The sequence below is a fragment of the Meishania litoralis genome (assembly GCF_042611095.1).
GTDB lineage: Bacteria > Bacteroidota > Bacteroidia > Flavobacteriales > Flavobacteriaceae > Meishania > Meishania litoralis.
Genome location: NZ_JBHFPV010000002.1, coordinates 256599 through 281787 on the forward strand (window position 1 = coordinate 256599; position 25189 = coordinate 281787).

The 25189-nt window shown below is 42.8% G+C and carries 26 protein-coding genes; 18 read left to right on the forward strand and 8 right to left on the reverse strand.

What is annotated here, in order from left to right; genetic code table 11:
- Positions 1–113: 113 nt before the first annotated feature.
- Positions 114–1205, reverse strand: a complete 1092-nt coding sequence (locus tag ACEZ3G_RS10215; protein WP_432425387.1) for a vWA domain-containing protein — start codon at positions 1203–1205, stop codon at positions 114–116.
- 246 nt (positions 1206–1451) lie between these two features.
- Between ACEZ3G_RS10215 and ACEZ3G_RS10220 the strand changes: the two genes are divergently transcribed.
- The 7 genes from ACEZ3G_RS10220 to ACEZ3G_RS10250 all read left to right on the forward strand — a co-directional run bounded on the left by ACEZ3G_RS10220 (position 1452) and on the right by ACEZ3G_RS10250 (position 8530).
- Complete coding sequence (locus ACEZ3G_RS10220; protein WP_432425388.1) at positions 1452–3626, forward strand: DUF5916 domain-containing protein; 2175 nt, start codon at positions 1452–1454, stop codon at positions 3624–3626.
- Positions 3627–3644: 18 nt separating this feature from the next.
- Positions 3645–4367, forward strand: a complete 723-nt coding sequence (locus ACEZ3G_RS10225) for a galactosamine-6-phosphate isomerase (protein WP_432425389.1) — start codon at positions 3645–3647, stop codon at positions 4365–4367.
- Between the two features lie 51 nt (positions 4368–4418).
- Complete coding sequence (locus ACEZ3G_RS10230) at positions 4419–5432, forward strand: XdhC family protein (protein WP_432425390.1); 1014 nt, start codon at positions 4419–4421, stop codon at positions 5430–5432.
- On the forward strand, positions 5429–6025 hold the full coding sequence (locus tag ACEZ3G_RS10235; protein WP_432425391.1) for a nucleotidyltransferase family protein: 597 nt from the start codon (positions 5429–5431) through the stop codon (positions 6023–6025). The genes ACEZ3G_RS10230 and ACEZ3G_RS10235 overlap by 4 nt, the downstream gene beginning before the upstream one ends.
- Before the next feature lie 111 nt (positions 6026–6136).
- On the forward strand, positions 6137–7228 hold the full coding sequence (locus ACEZ3G_RS10240) for an amidohydrolase family protein (protein WP_432425392.1): 1092 nt from the start codon (positions 6137–6139) through the stop codon (positions 7226–7228).
- Positions 7229–7437: 209 nt separating this feature from the next.
- Positions 7438–7923 carry an RNA polymerase sigma factor gene (locus tag ACEZ3G_RS10245; RefSeq protein ID WP_432425393.1) on the forward strand — a complete coding sequence of 162 codons (486 nt, stop codon included), beginning with the start codon at positions 7438–7440 and terminating at the stop codon, positions 7921–7923.
- Between the two features lie 4 nt (positions 7924–7927).
- Positions 7928–8530 carry a hypothetical protein gene (locus ACEZ3G_RS10250; RefSeq protein ID WP_432425394.1) on the forward strand — a complete coding sequence of 201 codons (603 nt, stop codon included), beginning with the start codon at positions 7928–7930 and terminating at the stop codon, positions 8528–8530.
- Between the two features lie 8 nt (positions 8531–8538).
- On the opposite strand, the gene ACEZ3G_RS10255 is transcribed toward ACEZ3G_RS10250, so the two are convergent.
- Positions 8539–9174 carry a GntR family transcriptional regulator gene (locus ACEZ3G_RS10255; RefSeq protein ID WP_432425395.1) on the reverse strand — a complete coding sequence of 212 codons (636 nt, stop codon included), beginning with the start codon at positions 9172–9174 and terminating at the stop codon, positions 8539–8541.
- Between the two features lie 108 nt (positions 9175–9282).
- Here ACEZ3G_RS10255 and ACEZ3G_RS10260 point away from each other — a divergent pair, with 108 nt between their 5' ends.
- From ACEZ3G_RS10260 to ACEZ3G_RS10285, 6 genes are all read left to right on the forward strand, one after another.
- Positions 9283–9696, forward strand: a complete 414-nt coding sequence (locus tag ACEZ3G_RS10260; RefSeq protein WP_432425396.1) for a DUF3052 domain-containing protein — start codon at positions 9283–9285, stop codon at positions 9694–9696.
- Positions 9697–9937: 241 nt separating this feature from the next.
- Positions 9938–10387, forward strand: coding sequence for a cold shock domain-containing protein (locus tag ACEZ3G_RS10265; protein WP_432425397.1), 450 nt, complete (start codon positions 9938–9940; stop codon positions 10385–10387).
- Between the two features lie 153 nt (positions 10388–10540).
- Complete coding sequence (locus tag ACEZ3G_RS10270; protein WP_432425398.1) at positions 10541–11830, forward strand: T9SS type B sorting domain-containing protein; 1290 nt, start codon at positions 10541–10543, stop codon at positions 11828–11830.
- A 174-nt stretch (positions 11831–12004) separates the two neighbouring features.
- Positions 12005–12802 (forward strand): hypothetical protein, encoded by a 798-nt coding sequence (locus tag ACEZ3G_RS10275; RefSeq protein WP_432425399.1) that lies wholly within the window; start codon positions 12005–12007, stop codon positions 12800–12802.
- A gap of 158 nt (positions 12803–12960) precedes the next feature.
- A complete protein-coding gene (locus tag ACEZ3G_RS10280; protein ID WP_432425400.1) occupies positions 12961–14844 on the forward strand; it encodes a CocE/NonD family hydrolase in 1884 nt (627 codons plus the stop codon).
- Positions 14845–14888: 44 nt separating this feature from the next.
- Entirely contained in the window at positions 14889–15395 is a 507-nt protein-coding gene (locus ACEZ3G_RS10285) for a DUF4251 domain-containing protein (protein WP_432425401.1), read from the forward strand.
- Here ACEZ3G_RS10285 and ACEZ3G_RS10290 read toward each other — a convergent pair.
- The gene (locus tag ACEZ3G_RS10290) at positions 15392–15997 is read right to left on the reverse strand and encodes a hypothetical protein (RefSeq protein ID WP_432425402.1); all 606 of its coding nucleotides are present in this window, start codon (positions 15995–15997) and stop codon (positions 15392–15394) included. The two genes, ACEZ3G_RS10285 and ACEZ3G_RS10290, sit on opposite strands and share 4 nt — an antisense overlap.
- Positions 15998–16218: 221 nt before the next feature.
- Between ACEZ3G_RS10290 and ACEZ3G_RS10295 the strand changes: the two genes are divergently transcribed.
- On the forward strand, positions 16219–17154 hold the full coding sequence (locus tag ACEZ3G_RS10295; protein ID WP_432425403.1) for an EamA family transporter: 936 nt from the start codon (positions 16219–16221) through the stop codon (positions 17152–17154).
- Between the two features lie 31 nt (positions 17155–17185).
- The gene (locus ACEZ3G_RS10300; RefSeq protein WP_432425404.1) at positions 17186–17884 is read left to right on the forward strand and encodes a 3-keto-disaccharide hydrolase; all 699 of its coding nucleotides are present in this window, start codon (positions 17186–17188) and stop codon (positions 17882–17884) included.
- Positions 17885–18235: 351 nt separating this feature from the next.
- On the opposite strand, the gene ACEZ3G_RS10305 is transcribed toward ACEZ3G_RS10300, so the two are convergent.
- The gene (locus ACEZ3G_RS10305) at positions 18236–18364 is read right to left on the reverse strand and encodes a hypothetical protein (protein WP_432425405.1); all 129 of its coding nucleotides are present in this window, start codon (positions 18362–18364) and stop codon (positions 18236–18238) included.
- A gap of 223 nt (positions 18365–18587) precedes the next feature.
- On the opposite strand from ACEZ3G_RS10305, the gene ACEZ3G_RS10310 reads away from it, so the two are divergent.
- Positions 18588–19229 carry a class I SAM-dependent methyltransferase gene (locus ACEZ3G_RS10310; RefSeq protein WP_432425406.1) on the forward strand — a complete coding sequence of 214 codons (642 nt, stop codon included), beginning with the start codon at positions 18588–18590 and terminating at the stop codon, positions 19227–19229.
- A 13-nt stretch (positions 19230–19242) separates the two neighbouring features.
- Here the strand turns inward: ACEZ3G_RS10310 and ACEZ3G_RS10315 are convergent, their stop codons facing one another.
- From ACEZ3G_RS10315 to ACEZ3G_RS10330, 4 genes are read right to left on the reverse strand one after another with little or no spacing between them, the layout of a single operon-like run.
- A complete protein-coding gene (locus tag ACEZ3G_RS10315) occupies positions 19243–20136 on the reverse strand; it encodes a sugar phosphate isomerase/epimerase family protein (RefSeq protein WP_432425407.1) in 894 nt (297 codons plus the stop codon).
- Positions 20137–20163: 27 nt separating this feature from the next.
- Positions 20164–20940 carry an SDR family NAD(P)-dependent oxidoreductase gene (locus ACEZ3G_RS10320; protein ID WP_432425408.1) on the reverse strand — a complete coding sequence of 259 codons (777 nt, stop codon included), beginning with the start codon at positions 20938–20940 and terminating at the stop codon, positions 20164–20166.
- A 2-nt stretch (positions 20941–20942) separates the two neighbouring features.
- Positions 20943–21968, reverse strand: coding sequence for a zinc-binding dehydrogenase (locus tag ACEZ3G_RS10325; RefSeq protein ID WP_432425409.1), 1026 nt, complete (start codon positions 21966–21968; stop codon positions 20943–20945).
- Between the two features lie 10 nt (positions 21969–21978).
- Complete coding sequence (locus tag ACEZ3G_RS10330; protein WP_432425410.1) at positions 21979–22671, reverse strand: orotidine 5'-phosphate decarboxylase / HUMPS family protein; 693 nt, start codon at positions 22669–22671, stop codon at positions 21979–21981.
- Between the two features lie 88 nt (positions 22672–22759).
- On the opposite strand from ACEZ3G_RS10330, the gene ACEZ3G_RS10335 reads away from it, so the two are divergent.
- Together ACEZ3G_RS10335 and ACEZ3G_RS10340 are read left to right on the forward strand one after the other, a co-directional pair.
- A complete protein-coding gene (locus tag ACEZ3G_RS10335) occupies positions 22760–23740 on the forward strand; it encodes an aldo/keto reductase (protein WP_432425411.1) in 981 nt (326 codons plus the stop codon).
- Positions 23741–23865: 125 nt separating this feature from the next.
- Positions 23866–25179, forward strand: a complete 1314-nt coding sequence (locus ACEZ3G_RS10340; RefSeq protein ID WP_432425412.1) for a Gfo/Idh/MocA family protein — start codon at positions 23866–23868, stop codon at positions 25177–25179.
- Positions 25180–25189 lie beyond the last annotated feature (10 nt).

Sequence of the window (25189 nt, forward strand, 5' to 3'; positions counted from 1 at the left end):
ATGGGTATATGATGTAACCAATCTGTAATCAATTGATTATGAACACATAGATATGCAAATAAAAAAAGGTGCCATCAAGCACCTTTTTTTATTTGCATATGAAACTGTCAATGTCATTCACAGCCGCCAGTAAATCCGGTTGCGTTGAACTTGGTCTGTACGGCACCTTGTCGATTGCCGTCCCTAACTTGTATGGCCAAGTTGTTTTCACCGCTGCCATCGCGTTTTGGACTACAATATTCGAAAAGATAGAAACTATTGGCCCTTTCTGATACTCTGAACGAAATATCGTTGAAAGTGTTCTCAAGCTCCTCTTTGTTCCCAGCGAACACACTAAAGGTCTTTCCGATATCGGTAAGGACCTGGGTATCGATTTCACCGCCCAGCCCGATGGTAAAAAATGAAATGTTCGGGTCGGCATTGTCGACTTTTTGTTGTGCGGCATCCTTCGTATACCGTGAAGCCTGATCGGTACCATCTGTAAAAATAACCACCGAAGCGGCCCCGATCTTTCCACCCTGGGTGCTGGTGGCGAGTAATTCACTGGCAATGTCGGTCGAGCGTATTACGGCACCATAAAGATCTGTAGAAGGGTCGTTGCTAATGTCATCGGTAATACCTTCAATGGCAGCTATAAGTTCTTGTTTTGAAGTTGTCAAAGGATTCAACAGATGCAGTTCATTTTCACCATCGAACCAATAAATTGCCATTTTGAACGATTCTTCTTCAGTGGTCGGCATAAAGTTGTCTATAAAACTGATGCTGGCCGATTGAAGTTCTGCAAGACTGCTACTCAATACACTATTGCTCAAATCGAGCACCAACAAGGTATTATTGTTGAATATTTGTGCATTCGAAGAGATACGTGCCAACGATTCCGAGGCGGATATGGTGTTGAAACAGGCATCATTTCTGCCCTGCTCATAAATTGTAAATTGGTCGGCCGTGAGTCCGGGTACCGGGTCTCCATCCGAATCGGATACTTTAAAGAAAATCGATACTTTTCCGGGTAAGGTGGTGTATTGTTCCTGAATCGAAAGTACTAAATCGCCTTCTCCCAGTCCAAGGCAATCATCGACAGGTTTTCCCTTGCCAAGGCCATCGCCCAAGTTAAGATTGAAGTTGACATCGTCATCGGCATTTCCACAAGAAAGTGCCAAAACAGCACTGAAGAAAAGTATAAAAAACTTGGTATATGGTTTCATTTTCACAAAATTTAACGTTCAACCATCAGAACGGGTAAAATCGATTTAAATTATAGGCGTAGAAAAAATATAATGTTAAAGATTGTTAATGAAAACTGCTTTATTTCGTAGATTTCACGTTGCCAAAGAGAACCGACCATTAATACGAAAAAGGAAAAGCCTTTTGCATACTTTTCAATAATTTGGTGCCTACTCTTTACGGCACCATGAGCCTATGTACATTAATTTTCAAAAGACCTAAATAGATTGAAATACTTAATTGCCCTTATTTTTTTGATGTTTACCGTATCAACGGTTTTATCACAAAAAAAGAACGAATCCTTTCGGTTGCATATCAGAGAGGCAACCGGCCCTATCACAGTTGATGGAATAGGTGATGATCAAGCTTGGCAAGATACCGATGTCGCCAAAAACTTTTTTATGGTTCTTCCTATGGATGATGGTCCGGCGAACGAACAGACCGAAATCCGAATGGCCTACGACGATAAAAACCTTTATCTGCTGGCGACTTTTTACCATAGCAAAAAGGGTGCGTATTTTGTGGAGTCTCTGCGCCGTGATTTTTCGTTCGGTAAGAACGACAACTTCTTACTCTTTATGGACCCCTTCAACAATCAGACTACCGGATTTTCATTCGGGGCCAATGCCTATGGGGCCCAATGGGACGGCACCATGTACAATGGGGGCAGGGTAGACTTGAATTGGGACAGCAAATGGATTTCGAAAACAACCCGGGATGATAATAAATGGGTGTTTGAAATGGCACTTCCCTTTAAATCGATCCGATATGAAGAGGGCGTTACCGAATGGGGCATCAACTTCAGCCGGCTAGATCTTAAGTCAACCGAAAAGTCTAGCTGGACACCCGTTCCCAGACAATTTCCGACCGCTTCATTGGCCTATACCGGCACCCTGGTCTGGGATACCCCGCCGCCAGCGCCAGGGGTTAACTTCTCGATTATCCCCTATGTATTGGGTAACGTTAGCCGCGATATCGTAAACAATGGTGATACCGATTACGATGCCAAAATCGGGGGCGACATAAAGTTCAGCATTACCTCATCGCTCAATCTTGACCTGACAGTGAACCCAGATTTTTCGCAGGTCGAAGTTGACCGACAGGTAACAAATTTGGACCGTTTCGAACTTTTCTTCCCAGAGCGCAGACAGTTCTTTCTTGAGAACAGTGATCTTTTTGCAAATTTCGGTTATGAGACCATTCGTCCGTTCTTTTCAAGAAGAATCGGTTTGGGCGTTCCCATTCAAGCAGGCGCGAGGGTAAGCGGCAACCTTAACGAAAAGTGGCGCTTGGGCATTATGGATATGCAGACGGCCAAAGTCGATGAAACGGGACTGCCAAGTCAGAATTTCGCAGTGGTATCCCTTCAACGCAAAGTGTTCAGCAGATCTAGCATAGGTATGATGTTCGTAAACAAGCAATCACTCAATTACTCACAAGAAACCGACTCGCTTAAAACGGTATACCCCGAATACAACCGAAATATAGGAGTCGAGTACAATTTGGCATCCTCCGACAATCTATATAATGGAAAGATGTTTTTCCTCAAGTCTTTTGCGCCCGATGATAACAATAGTGGTATAACGCAGGCGGCGCATCTTGAATACAATAGTCGAAAATGGAACTGGCGCGTACAGGAAGAATGGGTGGGCAAAGATTATACGGCCGAGGTCGGTTATGTGCCAAGAAACGGGTATATCAACCTTACCGGATCGGTTGGGCACTTATTTTTTCCAAAAGGAGGAAAGATACTCAGCCATGGGCCAGAATTGAACGGTATATATTATTTTGACGAAAGCCTTAAACATACCGATCATACGGCCTATTTATTGTATTCTTTTGCGCTTCGGGATCGCAGCAATCTTAGTTTTTTTATTTCGGATGATTATGTGGAATTGCTATCGCCATTTGATCCAACGGGATTGCGAATGAATGAATTGCCCGTGGGTTCGAAACATAATTGGAATGCCTTTGGATGGATGTACGAATCAAAACCGCAAAGCCTCTTTACCTATACCTTCGACGCCCGTTTCGGTGGATATTACGCCGATGGCAATCGCACCAGCCTCACCTCTGAATTGGGTTATCGTTTTCAGCCCTATGTCAGTTTGAGCGCCAATTTGAATTACAATCATATCAGGCTGCCCGACCCATGGAACACCAATGAATTTTGGCTGATCGGGTCTGAAATAGACATAACCTTTACCAATAAACTGTTTTTTGCCAATCTTTTTCAGTACAACGAACAGTCAGGCAATTTCAACCTGAACTCAAGGCTGCAATGGCGATATGCACCCGCTTCCGACCTTTTCTTGGTGTACACCAATAATCAAATGATAGATCCTTTTATGCCGAGGGATTGGGCGTTGACCTTAAAGTTTACGTATTGGTTCAATAAGTGAGTTTATTATTCAGGCACTATGGATTTTCATTATTGTTCAGACTATGACGAGATGAGCTTACAAGCGACGGATTATCTAATTTCGGAATTGAAGAAAAAATCCGGACAATTATTAGGTGTCGCTACGGGAAATTCACCACTTGGTGTTTACCGGAAATTAAGATCTGAAATAAATCAACATCCTAAATACTTTGAAAAACTAAGGATCCTGAAATTGGATGAGTGGGTCGGTTTGAAGATGAGTGATCCAAGTTCATGCGAGTCATATATACAAAACAATATTCTAGAACCATTAAAAATCCCTTCGCAACGTTATACCGGTTTTCAGAGCGATCCTGAAGACTTAAAAGCGGAATGTGACCGGGTACAGGCTACAATCGAGCGCCAAGGCCCTATCGACCTCTGTATTCTAGGGCTCGGAAGAAATGGGCATATCGGTTTTATAGAACCTGCAGAAAGTTTCATGCCACATTGCCAAATTGCAGAGCTTTCTAAAATTTCCCGTGAACATGCAATGGTCGATACTTTAAAAAAAAAGCCGACTCATGGACTAACCTTGGGGATGGGCGACGTGCTTGCTTCGAAAAAAATAATATTACTTGTTACCGGAACCGGTAAGGAATCCGTCGTGCAAGCGCTGTTAAAAGGCCATATCAGCACTCGAATGCCCGCTTCGTTCTTATGGCTACACCCCAATGTGCAGTGCTATCTTGACAAATCAAGCTTTTCAGCAACCAAATAAGAAAGCGGTTTTTGAATAGTGAAGAAGACAAATTTTTGATAACTTGTAGGCATGACCCATGAATTGAAAAATATCATAAATGCTTTCAAGATTGCCCAAGAAGAGGGTTTGAAGACCATTTTGGCTACGGTCGTCGCGCTGAACGGTTCTTCGTACCGCGAACCCGGTGTGCGCATGTTGATCCGTGAGGATGGTAAAATGATCGGGGCGGTCAGTGGGGGCTGTGTCGAAAAAGAAGTGTTACGTCAGGCGCAATCCGTTTTTCAAGATGGCACGGCCAAAGTCATGACCTATGACGGCAGGTATCGTTTAGGCTGCGAGGGAATTCTATATATTTTATTGGAGCCCTTTGACCCTTCGCAAAGGTTCATTGCAAACTTTGAATCGGTCTTAAAAAAACGAATAAATTTCGAGGTGATATCCTATTTCTTATCCGAGGATGCATCCAATTCAGATTTTGGCTCGGTAATTAAATTGGACGGACAGCCCTTTTATTTACGAGATGGTTTTAAGGAAAATTCCGCTTTGCAACTTTTTAAAGAGGAAATGCCCCCGCTATTTAAATTAATGATCATCGGTTCGGAGCATGACGCGGTTCAACTATGCGGTTACGCCGCTTTGACCGGATGGGAAGTTACCATAGCGACCGTAGCGTCAGAGGAAAAAACCGTTTCGGACTTCCCAGGTGCCGTAGATTTCATTTCTGGTTTGCCCGAAGAACTTGATGTTACCGCTGTAGATGACCAAACGGCGGTAATCTTGATGACGCATAGCTATGTTAAAGATTTGAAGTATCTATTGCGGCTCAAGGGTACAAATGCCGTTTATCTTGGCATTCTAGGGCCATCGGCGCGACGTGAAAAATTATTGAACGAGTTTTTGGAAAGGTGCCCTGAAGTTTCCGATACTTTTTTTGATAGAATACATGGCCCATCGGGCCTCAACATCGGAGCTGAAACACCTCAAGAAATAGCAATTTCGATCATTTCCGAAATACTGGCGGTTACTAGGGGGCAAGATCCCATGCCGCTCAAAGACAAATCAGGGACCATTCATAGTACATGAAGTCAAATGTTGCCATTCTCATTCTTGCCGCCGGAGAATCTTCCCGAATGGGTAGTGCGAAACAATTATTACCCTGGAACAATACCACACTGCTAGGGCACGCCATGGAAACGGCAAAAAAAACCGCTTCGAAAGACGTTTTTGTAGTGCTGGGAGCCAATTCCGAAGAAATTCGAAATACCATTTCAAATGCAGATGTCCACATTCTTGAAAACAAGAATTGGGCCAAGGGAATGGGCGTTTCAGTGGCTACAGGGATTGCGTATATCTTGAAAGAGCATGAATCTTTGGACGGCGTTTTGATCATGCTTTGCGACCAACCCCTTATTTCATCGGATTATTTAAACCGGCTTCTTAAAATTTTCGAAGTGGGGAACTACGGCATCATTGCAACCAAGTACGGCAAAAAGAACGGAGTACCTGCAATTTTTGACAAGAAGTATTTTTCGATGCTATCAAGATTGAATGGAGACACCGGTGCAAAACATGTTCTAGATTGGTACAGGGGCGATACAAGGGTCATGGATCCCGGTGGTAAGGAACAAGATTTGGATACACCGGAAGACTACGAAAAACTATTTCAAGCTGATTGAGGGAGAGTGTTGACAAGCATTTGACCCCTTTGAATAATTTTAAAAAGCTTTTGGGAAGTGGATATAGGAAATTTTGGTATTTTCAGCCAATACTTCAAAAGTAAACGCCTTATGCCAAAAAAATGTCTTTTCCTTTTATCGTTTGTAGGTTTGATTTCATGGACAATGGAATCCCAAGAAATGGGATTTGAGGAATACAATCCCGCTTCCACACTGGTCGTACCGACAAACGAGGTCAAGAAAGCGAAATTCCCTTTTATAGATATCCATAGTCATCAAAGGGATATGTCTCCCGATGCCTTAAAACAAATGATCCAAGATATGGATGCCCTCAATGAAGGTTTAATGGTCAACCTAAGCGGCGGTTCGGGTGAAAGGATTAAATCGATGATAACAAGTATCAACGCGAACTATCCGAATCGTTTTGCCGTATTCGCCAATGTCGATTTTGATGGTGTGGGCAAGGCTGATTGGGCGGATAGAGCCGCCAAGCAGCTGGAAGAAGATGTAAAAGCAGGTGCCAAAGGTCTGAAGATCTATAAGAGCTTGGGATTGCGCTATAAAGATACCGATGGCAAGCGCCTGGCCATAGATGACCCTCGTTTAGACCCCATTTGGGCCAAATGCGGGGAGTTGGGAATACCTGTTTTGATACACGCCGCGGACCCGAAGTCCTTTTGGGATCCTATGGACAGTAATAATGAACGTTGGCTGGAATTGAAGACACATTCCCGTAGAAAACGTTCAGATACCGATCCTGCCCCGTGGCAACAGATAATAGATGAACAGCATCGCATGTTCAAAAAACATCCGAATACGAATTTCATCAATGCGCACATGGGTTGGTACGCCAATAATCTGGGTAGGTTAGGGGAGTTGATGGATGAAATGCCCAATATGTATGTGGGTATCGGAGCGGTCATTGCCGAATTGGGCCGGCAACCCAAGAATGCCGCAAAGTTCTTTGAAAAGTACCAAGACCGTATCCTCTTCGGTAAGGATAGTTGGAAACCTGAGGAATTCCCAACGTATTTCAGGGTACTTGAAACTGATGACGAGTACTTTCCCTATTATAAAAAATATCATGCCTTTTGGTCAATGTACGGTTTGGGGCTTTCTGATGAAATACTAAAAAAAGTGTATTACAAAAATGCGCTCAAGCTTCTGCCCAATGTCGACAAAAGTATTTTTCCCGCTGATTGATATTGCATGAACCAAAAATAGCTTCAAAGCATTTTTGACCCCTTCGATGTAAATTTCGTTGGCGCATCTTTGGTCAGTCGCCAGTACCTGGGCCAAGCCCAGTTTATAAGGCTTCTGGTCACGCTTTTTTGTCCCCTGAACAAAAAACCTCTCAAGAACTGTGATTTTTGAAGTCCGTTGGTTACTAATGCCATAAACCAATCCAAATTATGGACAAGGAATCGGAATTCGTCCGAATCATAAAAGAACATCAAGGAGTTATATTCAAGATAACCACTTTTTACACCGACAATAAAGTGGATCAGCAAGATCTATATCAAGACATCGTGTGCCAACTTTGGAAATCGTTCGATTCTTTTCGAAGAGAGGCCAAAATCAGCACTTGGATGTATCGTGTCGCAATGAATACGGCGCTTACCAAGCTCAAAAAAAATAAAAAAAGAGGGTACTCGGTTTCTATGGACAAAATTATTGTCGAAGAGACCGGCAATCACGATGCTGAATTTGAAGAGCGGTTGAAAATGTTATATGAACAGATCGGACAATTAAATATTCTTGAAAAAGGAATCATGTTATTGCTCTTGGAAGGCAAAAAATATGAGGAAATAGCAGAAATAACAGGACTTACACCGAGCAATGTCGGAACCCGGATCTCTCGAATAAAAGGAAAATTAAAATCACGTCTTAAAGCATGAAGCTATGGAAATAGAACAACTACAGGCCGCTTGGTCACAGATGAGCAATGAATTGGAACAACAAAAAAAACTAACTGATAAGATTATTATGGAAATGACGCAACAGCGCTATTCGAACAAGTTCAGAACCATTTCATTTTATGAAACCATCGGGGCTGCCATCTGCTTTTTGAATGCCATTTATATTCTTGTCAATTTTTTTAAACTAGATACTTGGTATTTAATTACTTGCGGCATATTTACATTGGCTTTTTTGATCGTAATGCCTATTCTAGTATTGAGGTCATTAAAAAAAGTTAGGAATCTGAATATTTTGAACAGGACATATAAAGAAACGCTTGTATCCTATACAAAGGAAAAGAAAGTTTTGTTAAAAATTCAACAATTCGGAACCTACTCAAGTTTCATCTTAATGTTTACCACCGCCGCCGTATTCTCAAAGCTATTCAATAACAAGGATTTTTTTCTGGTCGACCGAAATATTTGGTACTACGGGGGCATCGGGCTGGCCGTAACTTTCATTTTTTTCTTCACCAAATGGGGATATAAAAGCTATAAAAATATTACCGATTCGGCTGAGGAAATTCTAAAGGAATTGGATGATTAGCCAAATCTTCAACGTTGTAAAACCAATTGTTTATCTACGTAGTCCAAGATCAACATCCAGTTCATTTTTAGAATAAGGGCAGCGGTAGGCACGTTATCGTCTTCGATGGCCGAAATAATACCATCATGCTGGTTGTCCGACTTATCGTAAATGGACTCATCTGACATCAGGGCCATTTCGTAAAAGAAAACGCGGGTTTTCAAATCGGCAAGTATTTGCTGGGCAAGAGCATTTTCATAATGACGGGTAAGCAAGCGATGAAATTCAAGTTTTGCGGTAATACGACCCAAAGTATCGTTGGCCGATTTGAATGCCGTTTGTGCCTTGCGAAGTCCTTCGACACAGGTAGGGAAGAAGACCGAATTTTCAATGGCCATAACTTCAAGGTCAGCTACCAATTCGTATAGGTCCTTGGCCTCATTACGATTGGGTTCGGCAATAATAAACCCCCGATTAGGCACGGCTTCGATAATTCTTGATTGTTCCAACTGCGTCAGCGCCTCGCGTATAGGGGTAACACTTACATTCAGTTGACGCGACAATGCCGCTAAATTGATTGTCTTGCCACCTTTTAATTTACCGCTCATCATCTGTTGAAGCAGATGTTCACGTACTTGGTCCCTCAAAATTTTCTTGCCGGCCATTGTCACAAAGATAATGAATCGTATACGATTTACTTAGTATTCTAACGTCAACGACCAAGTTTTATTAAATGCTTTGAGAGAAAAAAGCCTTTGCATACCTTTATACTTATGACAGTAATTGGATATTCAGGTACTCCGTTAGTGAAAAAATTGGGCATTAAAGCGGGGTTTTATGTTATTTTCTCAAATGAACCTTCTCACTATCAAAAATTACTGGTCGGTTGTCCCGAGGTTTGTCCCATACTGGAAGAAAAACCCGAAACGGCCGACTTTATTCACCTTTTTTGTGTGGAAATGACCCAATTTTATGAAGATTCCTTTCGACTAAAACCTTTGCTCAAGAAAGATGGTATGTTATGGGTCAGTTGGCCAAAAGGCAGTTCTAAGATAAAAACCGACCTCTCACGCGATGGCATACGCAATTTTCTTCTAAAGAACGGATTGGTAGATGTGAAAGTATGTGCGATCGATAACGATTGGAGCGGTCTGAAATTTGTTTATAGGGTAAAAGACCGTAAATAGCGATTTGTACCGATTTTATCGCAAAGTATTTGCATCGAATTGAATACAAAGCTATCTTTGAAATATTACCCCTTAGATAAGGCAAAGAGTATTTTGCCTTGTGGTAACTGTTATTGTTCCGCTGAATAAATTGCTTAGGCTTACGATCGTAAAGTTTTCCTTTTCCTTGCACGTTAATTTAGTATTTCAATGGCAACCGCCCCCTTGGTGCGTAAATCATTATTAACAAAATTTAGAGTAAATGGCGAGAGCACAAGAAACCTTTGGAAAAAAAGAACGCGAAAAAAAGCGCCTGAAGAAGCGTGAAGAGAAGCAGAAAAGAAAAGAGGCGCGAAAATCCAATGCTACAGGTGGGGGACTGGAGAATATGTTGGTATATGTCGATGAGAACGGTCATTTTACAGATACTCCCCCAGACCCCGCCAAGAAGGTAAAGATCGATGCGGAAAGTATTGTTTTAGGAATTCCTAAAAAAGAAGAACAGGAGCCTGAAGATCCCGTTAGAAATGGCAAAGTTTCCTTTTTTGACCACTCCAAAGGGTTTGGGTTTATCATCGATAGCGAGAACTCGGAGAAATATTTCGTACATGTAAGTGGTCTGATCGACGAGATTGATGAAAACGATAAGGTTTCTTTTGAATTGGAAAAAGGCATGAAGGGCCTCAATGCGGTTCGGGTCAAAAAAACATAAAAAGACCTAAATTCATCGATAATATATTAATAGTCGGGCTATTGGTTTAACTTCTACAAAATCACGTTATATCCTGCGTGATTTTTTTATTTATCTTTAGAAAGTTTCATTTAGTTTATGCGATCCCATACTTACCAATGTTAATGTAACCTTTTGAAATTACCACTATCGGATTTTAATGAAGGTGTAGGTTTTCTGAAAAAGCACTTTATGTTGGGCAATACTCTATTCCGCAAGATTCTTAATTTATTGACCATCCTGATTGGAGTGGTCGAGGGTTACGGACAAATATCTACGTGTGCCGAACTCACCTTTCCTATCGATGGCGCTGTTGGAGTTTCGATAACAACAGATTTGGAATGGCAACAAGTGACGGAAGCTTCAGGTTACCTATTATCCGTGGGAACATCTCCTGGTGGCACCGAGATCCTAAATGCCGTTGATGTTGGCAACGTCGACACTTATGATCTAGCCAACGAGCTTCCATCACTTCAAATGATTTATGTGACCATAACTCCTTATGACGGTGTTGGCAATTTTGGCGACTGCCCTGAAGAAGTATTTACCACAGGCGGAGCGGTACCACCCCTATGTACCGAGATAATCAACCCTACCAATGGCGATCAATTGGTTTCGGTTACTGCCAATATCACATGGATTCGCGACTTCGGCGCATCGGGCTACCGCATGACCATTCGTGAGAACGACCCAAATGGAATCGTTGTATTGAATAACGAAGATGTGGGCAACGGCACCAATTTTAAACCACCCGATTTTAAACCTCGAACACAATATTTCGTCACAATTATACCCTACAATGATTTTGGTCCGGCGTCGGGGTGCGATCCAATTTCATTCACAACAGGAGATGGTCTTCCATTGCCTTTTTGTACAGAATTACTTTCTCCTGAGGATGGCTCTGTCGATGTTCCCGTAGATACAGATTTACAATGGGCCGCAGTATCCAATGTAGACGGGTATTATGTTTCCTTGGGCACCACCCCCCGAGGTACTGATATCGTAAACCAAGAAGACGTTGGCAATGTCACGACCTATGAGTTGTCTGGAAACCTGCCCATAGGCCAACGCATTTATGCCCTGATAATACCATATAAAGGGCAATTGCGCGCAGAAAATTGTATAGTTACTTCCTTCACGATCGAGGGGCCATCATCAGATGATTTGATAGAAATTGCACCTAATTTCTTCACGCCCAACAATGATAGCTTTAACGACGAATGGATCGTGCGATCTTCCCAGAACATTACGGTTCTGAATATTTACATATTCGACCGTTTCGGAAAGTTATTGAAACAATTGGCTCCCGACCAGCCATGGGACGGTACCGTAAATGGCCGACAGCTTCCTGCCAATACTTATTGGTTTGCCATTGATGTATTGAACGCCCCTCCTCTCCAAGGTTACATGATGCTAAAGCGTTGACCTAAGAAATTATAAACTCCATAATTCATTTTTTCTTTAAGAATCCATGTTTAGGCACTACATACCTATCCTTTAATGTTAAACTATGTCTCCTACGTCGATCGGTACCGCGAACAACACACTAAAAACTCGAATATTTACGTTAGTAGCCTATAACCCACAAATATTTATGAAATGAAACAATTTAGTAGAATTGTGAAATTAACGGTTTTCCTAAGTATAGGTTCACTATTTATAATAGGATGTAGCAAGGATGAAACGACCTATACAGAGGGCCAGGAACTCTCGAACACCGAATTGAAAACTATCCTTGAAACCGATGATCTCTCCAGTATAGCAGACAACGCACTTTCTGAGCTTTACATGAATAGGGGCAATAGCGCAAAATCGGCAAAAGCCGTGGAATGCTATTCGGCCGTATATTCCGAGACAGGCTTTACCGCTACTTTTGAGAATTGTAATCTAAATGGTACGGATAATATTAATGGTACCTTATCGGTCGTTTATGAAACATCTGAGGGGTCGGCGGCCTTTACGGCCACCTATACCGATTTTTATGTAGGTGCCACCAAATTAAGCGGAACGAGAAGTTACGTGGTTACCAGTAATAATGAGCAGGGAAGCATCTCTTTGGCAATAACAAGCAACATGACCATTACTATGGAAGACGAGTCGACCATTGCCGAAAGTGGCACAAGAACTTTCGGACTTCACTTAGGCGATAGTTTTGAAACCACAACCTATACCATAGAAGGCAATTGGACCTTGGAAACCAATGGCAATATATACAAAGTGGCCATTGGTTCCGCATTGTCGGGTAACTGGGCATGTGCCTATGTCAATGAAGGCACTATGACCGTCGAGAAGAACGGTTTGGTAGTAACCGTTAATTTTGGTGATGGTACATGTGATGATATGGCGCAATTAACCTATCCCAATGGAGCAACAGAAGACATTTCATTAAAAGATTAGCAATTTAAATAGCTATAAGAAAAGCCCCACCGTAATCGGATGGGGCTTTTTCTTTGGTTTCCATTTGATAAATAAAATAGTTAAGAAAAAGGACGAGGCGCAAGCGTAAATCTGTGTATTTTTAAAGAATATCAACAAACTTTAAAATTTACCGGTTTATGAAAAATGTGGCTAAAACCTGTATTGGTCTTTTATTTCTATTTGTCATTGTCCCTAATGTCGAGGGTCAAGAAGATGTTTTAAAACAACTTCAGGAAATTGCGGTCGTGGACCAGAAAGTAATGATGCCCATGCGCGATGGCATTCGTTTGTCCACAGATATATATAGACCCAAAGCACCTGGCAAATATCCGATCATATTTTCCAGGACTCCATATAATTTCAATTCATGGGGAGATGGCGAACAAAGAACAAGGACCGCACAAAGAGCTTATGAAGCGGTAAAAAGAGGTTATGCCTATGTTGTACAGAATGAGAGGGGACGCTATTATTCGGAAGGGGAGTGGGATATTTTAGGCACGCCCCTGACCGATGGATACGATGCCTTTAGTTGGATGAAAGATCAACCATGGTCCAATGGCAAAATAGGCACTTTGGGGTGTTCATCAACCGCAGAATGGCAGATGGCAGTGGCGGCTCTTGACCATCCTTCGCATGCGGCTATGGTACCACAGGGGTTTGGAGCCGGTGTCGGACGGGTCGGGGATTATTTTGAACAAGGCAACTGGTATCGGGGCGGGGCGGAACAAATGTTGTTTATTGCATGGTTGTACGGGGTGGAACATGACAAATTTAAACCGAGGATTCCAGAAGGTGCGACTCAAGAAGATTTGATCCGTATATCGCGTTTCTATGATCTTGCCCCTGAAAATCCCCCGGTAGACATGAAAGAAGCACTGGCACATCTTCCTATTCAGGATATTCTCAAGAACATTAATGGCAAAAGGGAAATTTTCGATAAAATGGTACGCAGAACACCAAATCATGAAGATTGGTACAAGGGCGGACTTTACCATGACAATATGGATTTTGGAGTGCCAAGTTTTTGGTTCGCCTCTTGGTACGATGTTTCTATTAGTCCGAATCTAGCCCTGTTCAACCACGTTCGTTCGAATGCAAAGAATCCCGAAGTACGTGATAATCAATATTTGGTTATCGCACCAACTTTACATTGCGCATATACCCGGGCTACCGAAAATACGATAGTGGGAGAACGTAACGTTGGAGATGCCCGACTGAACTACGATGAACAAATCTATGACTGGTTCGATCTATGGCTCAAAGATGAAAAAAACAATTTTAAGAAGAACACCCCAAGGGTGCAGTATTATACCATGGGGAGCAATAAATGGCAAGCGTCGGAAACTTGGCCCCCTGCAACTGCAAAACTGACCACCTACTACTTGAATAGTGAAGAGGGCGCCAACAGTATTTTTGGTGATGGTATCTTGTCAACCGATGAACCTGCCGAGAGCGAGTCATACGATGCCTTTGTCTACGACCCGATGAATCCCGTGAATTCATATGGTGGAAACGTTTGCTGTACGGGCAATGCCGTAAAAGGAGGTTCTTTTGATCAACGTGTAATGGAAACTCGGAACGACATTTTGGTATTTACGACGGAGCCTTTAGAAGAAGGTACGGAGGTTTCCGGGTTTATCGAATCGACACTTTATGTGTCTTCCGATGCCAAGGATACCGACTTTACCATCAAATTGATCGATGTTTATCCCGATGGAAGGGCATACAATTTAGATGAAACGATTCAAAGGGCACGTTATCGTGAAGGATACGATAAAGAGGTGTTTATGGAAAAAGAAAAGGTCTACAAAATTGACCTGACTCCAATGTCGACAAGCAATTATTTTGAAAAGGGACATCGTATTCGGGTCGAAATTTCAAGTAGCAATTTTCCACGTTTTGCCCGAAATCTGAATACTGGGGGTAAGAATTATGATGAAAAGGATGGTGTTGTTGCCCATAACCGGGTATATCACTCCAAAAAATATCCCTCACAGATTCGATTGCCGATGGTAAGGTAAGCTTGGCACAAGACTTGTGGCTTTTCAAGCAAAACCGGTTTAGGATGAATAATCTCAAAATACTAATATTTTTTGCCTTGGCGTTCAATTTGGCACATGGTCAAACGAAATCGGAGATAAAAGAAGCTCAGTATGCCAAAATAAAAGAATTGATCGCTTCAGGTGAGTTTGTTTTTGTAGCGGATCGGGCCATACCAAGGGGAGGGTCAAGCATAAGTTTGGTAACCAACCCCAATTATCTAAAGGTCGTCAAAGATTCCACCACGGCCTATATGCCTTTCTTTGGTGAACGGTTCGCTGGTGGTGGTTTCGGAGAACCAGGGGCAATTACCTTCGAAACCATTATCGAGGATCTAGTGGTTCACTATAATGACAAGAAGGACAAAATTACTTTTAAATTCAGTGCCAATAACGATTATGACCGCTTTGGGCTGGTCTTGGAAATAGGTCGGTCGGGTTGGGCCAATTTACGTATTAGAAGTATTGATAGAAGTACGATAGGTTATTACGGCCGTGTTATGAAGGTGGAAAATAATCCGGCGAACCCTTAATCTTTTTCCAGAACTTCCAATAGGGCCTCATAGCTGGTGATTTGCGTAAACAATTTGCCCCCGATATTTAAGATCGGCGTAGTTAGCGAATCAATGGGATTGGTACTGCCCAAAGCGCCTTGAAGCTGCGATTGCATATCGGGCCTGGCTTCCAAATTATGTTGCGAAAAATGGTATTTTCCATTTTGAAGCGGGTTTATCAAACTGTCGCAAGAAGTACAGTTTTTAGGTAAATACACAATAATCGGCTTCTTAGGTTTGATTTTGACTTTTTCAAACTCTTTTTTCAAGGCACGGTTCGAGAGACTATCATTTATCTCAAGTTCATAAGAATATGATGGTTTCTTACCACGAACCAGCACTATTGTTTTCAAATGTACTTTTGATGTTGCAGGAACCCGAATTGGTCTTGGACGGGCCCTACTTTGTCTAAAGTTATTTCCTGTAATCGTAATCGTTACATCAAAGTCCTGATCGTTTTCATTAATGGCATAAAAAGCCAATCGATTCGGTATTTCTTCAGTGACCACTTTTATAGGTCTTTCCTGTCCCATGGCCGGCATTGTCAGAATCAGGAACAACATTGGTAAGTATATTTTCATCTTCCCTAAATTAAAAGCACCAAATCAATCAGCTTAATTTGCGCCTATTGTGTTATCGATTCCTCAAGATATAAAAATAATCGAGTACCGTTCAATTGTTGCATGCAATTTGGGCCTTATGGATCTTTTTATCCATAAACTACATTTTTCGTATCGATACGCTCGTTAAATTGACAGTTATTCTTAATATTGACTTGCAATAACCTACCATCTTGATCAGTATGGACCGACCCACAAATCCGACCTTGATAATATTGGCCTTCTTCGCGATTTATGTCATTTGGGGTTCTACGTATTTGCTCAATAAGATAGCCGTTACCGAGCTTCCCGCTTTCATGTTGGCGGGATTGCGATTTGTTGTCGCCGGAATTCTTATTCTCATTATCGCCAAGATTATGCGACTGCATATATTGATCAATTGGCGGCAATTCTTCAACACGATAATAGCGGGTTTTTTATTCCTCAGTTTTGGAAATGGGGTAGTGGTCTGGGCATTGAAGTTTGTCGACAGTGGTTTTGCCGCTTTGGAGATTTCCGCGCAACCGCTCTTGATACTGCTCCTTATGAGAGTGTTGCAGGGCAAAAAAATTCAATTGATGTCCGTGGTAGGGGTCGTATTGGGTTTCATCGGAATTTATCTATTGGTCAGTCAAAAAGAAATCATTCGTCAAGAAGGCTCAGTTTTGGGAATGTTTCTGATTTTTCTGGCGATGCTCAGTTGGGGCTATGGCAGTTTGTTCGTGTCCAAGGCCGATCTACCTAAAAACTATCTGGTCAACACCGGTTATCAAATGCTCACCGGAGGTGGTTTGATGCTGTTATTCAGTCCCATCATTGGTGAAAAATGGACATCTCCCGTATCTTGGAGTACCGAAGTGCAATTGTCAATGCTATTATTGATTCTTTTCGGCAGTATCGTAGCCTTTACCGCCTTTAATTATCTGCTGCAGGTAGTATCTCCCGAAAAAGTAGCTACATCGACCTATGTAAATCCGATCATTGCACTTATTCTGGGATGGTATTTTTTGGATGAACAAATCACCTTGCAATCCATTATTGCGGCAATCGTTTTATTGACCGGAGTCTACTTTATAAACACAAGAAAAAAATTAGTACTTTTTTCAAGATTTTCAGGCAAACTATCTGAAAATAAATAATGGACCCCTATATTACTTAAAACAGCACAAAATGAAAAAAACGGTTTTATTGACAATATTCATTTTAACGATTATGGGGTGCAAGTCGCAAAACACCGTATCTCTGTTTAATGGAAAAGACTTGACTGGCTGGCATATCGATGTGCCTAAAATGGATAGCATTCCCGATGCGAGAAACCCCTTTATTGTCAGAAATGGTATGTTGGTAAGCCTCGGCACCCCACAGGGTCATGTTATTACCGACAAGGTTTATCGTGATTTTCGCCTACAAATCGAATACCGTTTTGCCGGGGAACCCGGTAATTGCGGCGCCCTTGTTTTCGCTTCAACGCCAAGGTCTTTGTATAAAATGTTTCCCAAATCGATCGAAGTACAAATGATGCATGAAAATGCCGGGGATTTTTGGTGTATTGTCGAAGATATTACCGTCGACAATATGCTCGCTCGAAGAGGCCCAAAAGAGGAATGGGGAATTACGGAAGGCAAAAAAAGAAGAATATTGAACCTCACCGACGACTCCGAAAATCCCGTAGGGGAGTGGAACTATATGACCATCGAATGCTTGAATAGCGAGGTCAAGGTTTGGCTAAACGGAGATTTGGTGAATCACGGTTACAATGCCACCGCGAGTGAAGGCCAAATTGCTTTACAAGCTGAAGGTTCAGAAGTAGAATTTCGAAAAGTGGCACTTACGCCCATAAGTACGTTGAGCGATTCAGAGCCTGAATAATATGTATTGAACAAATCAAAAAAGGGGCGCTATCATACGATAACGCCCCTTTTAATTCAATTGACGGCCAGAACCGACTAACGGTTAAAATTTCTGGATTGACTCCATAATGCCCTTTTGCTGTTGCTCAAGGTAGAAAAGTATTGTCCGGTTCTCGATTCTGTTACCGTTTGTGTGAATGATGCTTTCATGACTTTTGTTTTTAGATTGATGATTGATGATGAAATCGGTATTAGCGATTAAAATTTCTGAACTGTGACCACTGAGCCCTTTTACTGTTGCTCAAAGTTGAAAAATATTGTCCGGTTCTTGATTCTGTTACTGTTTTTGTGATAGAAGCTTTCATAATTTTTAGTTTTTAAGATTGTTGTTAATTCCGTTGTTCTTGTTCTTTTGGCTGTACCAATGATCGGTCGCCCAGCCAAGGTCCATTGTATAATATATCTTAGGACGTAATTGATGTTGATATAAAGTTTCCATGATGTTTGTTTTTGATTGACTTACAACTAGAAGACGACGGAAGGATAATTTTGTTACAGTACTATGTTATAAAAGGTACTATATTAATTAAACTTTAACATATTGAAATAAGATATATTCACTTACTAAATTGATTATCAATTACTTATTGTTTTTTACATTTTTAACGTTCTTTTCATGATTTTGTACTTATCTTAGAAAAATGAGATGCTTAAACCTATTTTTGCCGTTCATATTTCTGCTTGTCGGAGCAGTTCAAGCGAAGGCCCAATACAATGAATCGGACTGGAAAGATCGTGACACATGGATGAAGGTGCCACAACTTTTTGAATTGGCCGGAATAGGAGAGGGGGCCACCGTTGCGGATATTGGATGCCATGATGGATATTTAAGTTTTCACCTCGCCAAAGCCGTTGGAAAAGATGGTAAAGTATATGCCGTTGATGTTCAGGAGTATCGTCTTGATAAACTAAAGGAGCATATTGAGCAACGGAACACGACCAATATAAAGGTCGTTTTGGGCGATTATGACAATCCGAAACTTCCTGAGGGCATGTTGGATATTGTATTTGTTGTGGACACCTATCATGAGATGGATGATTACATGAAAATCCTTTCCCATATTAAAAAAGCTTTGAAGCCTGATGGTCGTATCGTTCTACTTGAAAAGCTGAAAGACCCCCAAAGGGGTAAAAGTAGGGAAGCCCAGGCAAATGCCCATACGCTGGCGGCCAAGTATGTGAAGAAAGAATTAGAGGAAGCAGGCTTTGCAATTTTAAAGGAAGTCCCGGATTTTGGAATCTGGAACCATGAATCGGAGAAACACATGTGGATTTTGGTAGCCGAAAAGTCTTCTGTAGAGTAGGTAGGAAAGGCTCTTAATCAAAAGCAGGCCAATATTCCCTTATTTTTTTTCGTAAAAAAGCGACACTTCGCTCCAATTGCTCCATCCCATCCACACCATCTTCAATACTGACCCATCCATCAAAACCGACACGTTTCAATTCTTTGAAAATTGCATCGTAATCATTAAGTCCCTTTCCAATTTCACCGTGACTCAATCTTTTTGCATACCCAATGGAGCCCCCTTCTTCCTTTCTTAGGTCTTCGATAGTGCCTTCGGTCAGGTAGCGATCGCTCGCATGCATTGTGACCACACGATCCGACACACGGTACAAAAGTTCCAAAGGGTCTTCCCCGGCCAAAAACGTATTGCTAGGATCGTAGTTGACGCCAAAATTTTGGTGTTCGATACTATTGACCAACTGACAAAAAACATCCATTTTTTGCGCGAATTCAGGATATTCCCAAAAATCGTCCTTATAATGGTTCTCCAAAATTAATGTAATTCCATACCGCTCGGCCAACGGTAGGCACGCTTCGATACATTCTTTCGCCAAGCCAACTCCTTCGTCTATCGATAAATCAGGGCGGCGCTGACCGGATAGCACCCTACAATATTTTCCGCCAAGAACATGGGTCATCTCGATCCAATTCTTTTGCTTTTGTATTTCCTTTTCCCTGAAAGATGCTTCCGGATGTGTAAAATCGGGCGAACAACACAACATCGGTATTGTCTTGTTGTACGATTCGACTTCCTTTCGAAAACGATTCCAATTCGATATATCGGCCATTTCCAAGAAACCGGCATACCATTCCAAACCGTGTACGTTCAGCTTGCCGGCCAGATCGATCCATTCGGAAACTTTCATGGTTCCGTCCTTACAAAGCTCCTGCATGAACGCTTTTGGAAATACTGCTAGTCTTGGCAAAATATTGGTTTTTTTGATTAAGGATTATTATTTTTTAGGAGGGTTTCGCCCTATCATAGGAAACTGTTCCACCTCGATTACCTGTCCACTAATAGGTCCTGACTCGTCCGCCATCAAATAAATGGCCGCTGTCGCCAGCTCTTCAGGTTTAAACAGGCGTTTTGCAGGTGCAAAGACATCGGGAAGTTTTTTATACCAATCTTCAGGCATACCTTGTTCGCGTTGGTTTATGAGTTCGTGCTCGGTCAAGATCCACCCGGGATTGATTTGGTTCACCCGCACACCATGCTCACGAAAAAGACTATCGCCCAAATTCCGGCTCATGGTCATCAATGCGCCTTTTGAAATACTATAGGCCAATAAGTTGGGCTCCCCGCTCCACGAATTTATAGATCCGATATTGACCACACAGCCCTTGGTTTTTATCAAATAGGGGAGTGCGGCCTGAATAATTGCAAATGGAGCTATCGTGTTTACCGCCAACATACGCTCCAAATAGGGTACCGTAGTGGTTTTCATGTTCGATGAAGCGACGATTGCCGCATTGTTTACCACGGCGTCGAGCTTGCCAAACGCTTCGATCGCCTTCTGAACCAGATATTCGGGCGCATCGGCTTCGGTGATATCAATGGTATGGTGCACTGCGTTTGAAGCGCCCAATTCTTCGAGTAAAGGTTCTGACAGTTCTTCGCGCAATCCGTTAAGTACTACTTTGGCCCCTTCGGCGACACATCGCCTTGCAATGGCCCTGCCAATACCGGTATAGCTCCCGGTAATCAGAACTATCTTATCTTTTAAACGCATTTTTAAACTGGTTTTAATACACTTTTTACGACTTTGCCCGAGTGCATTTGTTCAAAGGCTTCATGCCAGTCCGTAAGGCTCCAAACGCCTCCGATTATGGGTCTGACATCCAAAATTCCTGAGGATAACAAAGAGATTACCTTTTCCCAAATGGGCCAATTATGGCTAAAACTACCCTGTAGGCGCACATTTTTTTGTACAAGCGGGTCAAGTGAAAAATCCAGAGGTTTGGGTCCCCATCCCACTTTGGTAATCTGTCCATTCGGTCGAACCCACTGTAAAGCCATCTTTAAAGTAGCACTGACCCCAGCGGCATCGATTACGCAATCAACACCTAGACCGTCATATTTCATTGCCCATTCGTAGGCGTCACCGACGAGGGCCTCGCAGCCGAATTGTTTCGCTATTTCCAAACGTGTATTATCGGTTTCCAACCCAACAATTGCTACTTCCGCTCCACATAACCGGGCAATGGCCGCACACAGTATGCCTATGGTGCCGGGACCAATGACGAGCACCCTATCACCTGGATTGATGTTCGAGTTCATGACAACGGCATTATAGGCTACTGAACAAGGCTCTGTTAGACAAGCTTGTTCAAAAGAAAGGTTTTTCGGCACCGCATGTAGGCATCGCGCAGGTACTTTTACAAATCGGGTCATGGCCCCGTTCACCCCATAGCCAAAACCTTTTCGCGTCGGGTCCAAGTTATAAAGTCCTTGTCGCGACATGGGGTTGTTCATATCGATTACCGCAGCGGTTTCGCTAACTACCCTGTCTCCCTCGTTCCAACCTTCTACCCGTTTTCCAAGTTCGACGATATGGCCTCCGAATTCGTGTCCGAGTACCACGGGATAATTAACGGGCCAACTATGGTCGCATGTCCACTGGTGCAAATCGCTCCCGCAGACACCGACATTAGCGACCTCAAGCAAAATATCGTCTTCGCCGATTTCGGGTCTTGGTATTTCCCGAATTTCTACACTTCCTTTTTTTGGGGCAAAATTGACAACTGCTATTGAATTCATTTAGTTGATTTTAAACATCGGAATAGGCGTGGATCTTTTGGCAGATCAATCGCAACGAACTTTCGAGGTCGCCGTCAGCGGTACGAAAAGCATCCGCATCTATGGTAAGGGGAGCACCTAGCACAACCAAGGGCGCACCATATTCAGGACAGCGAATGGCCTGTTCCAAGGACAGGCCTCCCACTGCTTGTACGGGAATCTTGACCGCATCCACGACTTCTTTTAATTGATCCAACGGACTCGGCATTGGCTTTCCTTGGGCCGCAATACCCCTCCGCTCGTCATACCCAATATGGTGGACGATGAAATCACATCCTAGTTTTTCGAGCATCTTGGCACCTTCTATCATGTCAGGGCAACCTAAATTATCGCCCATTACCTTGACATTGAAATCTTTTCCCGCTTGCACTACGACTTTTATAGTCTCTTCATGGGCCCTGGCCATGACCACGACATGGGTAGCGCCAGCCTTGGCCATCATTTCCACTTCCAAATAACCGCCATCCATGGTCTTCAAATCGGCTACAATCGGTGTTTGTGGGAAAGCTTCCCGTAATTTGCGCACCCCGTGAAGTCCTTCTGCCAAAATAAGTGGCGTACCGGCCTCCAACCAGTCGACACCGGCACGAAGGGCCATTTCCGCAGTTTTAAGGGCTTCATCGATATTGGTAAGGTCCAGGGAAATCTGTACGATTGGGTTCATTTGATAAATATACCATTTTGTACAATTGAAACCGCATGGGTACACATCGTATTTGGTAACTTTAGAAGCCAATAATACATTTTACATAATGAAAACTCGAAAGTTGGGATATAGCGATTTGAATCTAACAACCTTAGGCCTTGGCACATGGGCCATGGGCGGCGGCGATTGGAAATTTGGTTGGGGCCCTCAAGATGATCAAGCCTCCATAAACGCGATCCATGCGGCGCTTGACCAAGGCATCAATTGGATCGATACCGCTGCGATTTACGGACATGGAAAGTCTGAAGAGGTAGTCGGCAAGGCCATAAATGGAATTAGGGATTCGGTCATCATTGCTACCAAATGTGGCCGTATTTGGGAAGGCAATAGCAAAGAAATAGGGAAATCGTTAAAAACGGATAGCATCCGTAGGGAAGTGGAAGCGAGCCTCAAAAGGTTGAATATTGATGTAATCGACCTATATCAAATTCATTGGCCCGAGCCCGATGCGGAAATCGAAGAAGGGTGGCACACAATTTCAAATCTTATTAAAGAAGGCAAAATTCGTTACGGCGGGGTCTCGAATTTCAACCTAGATCAGTTGAAAAGGGCCCAGGCCATTCATCCTATTGCTTCGTTACAGCCACCATACAATATGCTTCGACGTGAAATCGAAACCGATATTATCGACTATTGTCGGGAGAATCAGATTGGCATCGTTGCTTATAGCCCTATGCAGGCGGGCCTATTGACGGGTAAATTTACAGAAGATAGGGCCAGGAGCCTGCCCGATTCCGATTGGCGAAGCAGACATCCGTTTTTTAACGGGCGCCAATTGGAAATCAATCTTCAAATGGTCGAAGAGCTGCGCGAAATAGCCAATGCGGCAAAGATTTCACTGGCACAACTTTCATTGGCTTGGGTACTTCGTCATAAAGAAATGACTTCGGCCATAGTCGGGGCCAGAAACCCGGCACAAATAGAAGAGACGGCTAAGGCGGCCGCTATAGAATTGGATTCGGCACAAATAGACCGAATAGAGAAAATATTGGCCAATAGGGAGCAACTATTGACCAATGATCAATGAGGCCAAATAAGCTTTAATACGCCAAAGTTGAAGGTATATATTTCAATATTCTTTATATTTAAGCAAAATACTGGTCGACCAATTTATAGCACGGTCAATATCGAAGGAAATAAATATTTAAGTACATGAAGAGTATCAAAAAAAATGAGGAAGCGAATTCGGGAAGAAGGGATTTCTTAAAAAAATCGGGTATGGCCATAGTAGGGGGATCGTTGGTTTATCCCTCTCCGATTTTTGCGACTGGCAGCCCCTCCGTTGACAATGTGCTGAAAGTCGGTCTTATCGGCTGTGGAGGCCGTGGTACCGGAGCGGCATCACAAGCCTTGATGGCGGATCCCAATGTTATTTTGACTGCCATGGGCGATATTTTTGAAGACCGCCTGGAAAGTTCGCTTATGGAACTCAACAAGATCAAACCAGAACAAATAAAATTGGAGGCTGCCAATAAGTTCATTGGTTTTGATGCCTATAAAAAAGTGATTGATTCAGGTGTCGACATTGTACTCTTGACCACACCACCGGCATTTCGTCCGGATCATCTTATCGCGGCCATTGAGGCCGGAAAACACGTTTTTTGCGAAAAACCGGTTGCCGTCGATATGCCGGGCGTTCGAAAAGTGATTGCGGCCGCCAAGGAGGCCAAGAACAAAAACTTGAACATTGTTTCAGGTTTCTGTTTTAGATATGACAACGCCAAGCGCGCACTTTTTGGTAAAGTATTGAATGGCGATGTAGGCGAAATCAGATCGATTTCGACTTTTCGCTACGGTTGGGGGGCCTGGTACAAAGAGCGCCAACCCGATTGGACCGATATGACCTATAAAATGCGCAACTGGTATTATTACAATTGGCTTTCCGGCGATTTCAATGTCGAGCAGGCCATACATAGTATTGACATGATGTCTTGGGCCATGGGCGATGTCATGCCCATAAAGGCAATAGGTTCCGGGGGGCGACAAGAACGCACCGACAAAAAATATGGCAACATTTATGATCATTTTGCTGTGGAATTCGAATATGAGAACGGTGCCAAAGGATATCATTTTACAAGACAGCAAAACGATACTGCCCGTAGAAACAGTGTTGATATTTTTGGCAGCGATGGCAATGCAATGATCCAAGTGGGAAGACAGTATGAGCTAAAAGGAAAGGAAAATTGGAACTACCGTGGCGAGAAGAACAACATGTACCAAACCCAGCACGACGAACTCGTTGCCGCCATTAGAAATGGTAAGTCTATCAATGATGGTGAATTTATGGCGAAAAGTACCATGTTGGCTATTTGGGGCCGTATGGCCGGTTATACCGGTCAAGAAATCACCTACGACCAAGCCTTTAATTCGACCGAATCCCTCGGGCCCGAGATCGATCAATATGCCTGGGACTTCGAATGGCCCACACCTCCTATTGCCATACCGGGCAAGACCGAGTTAATTTAAAATAACCGAC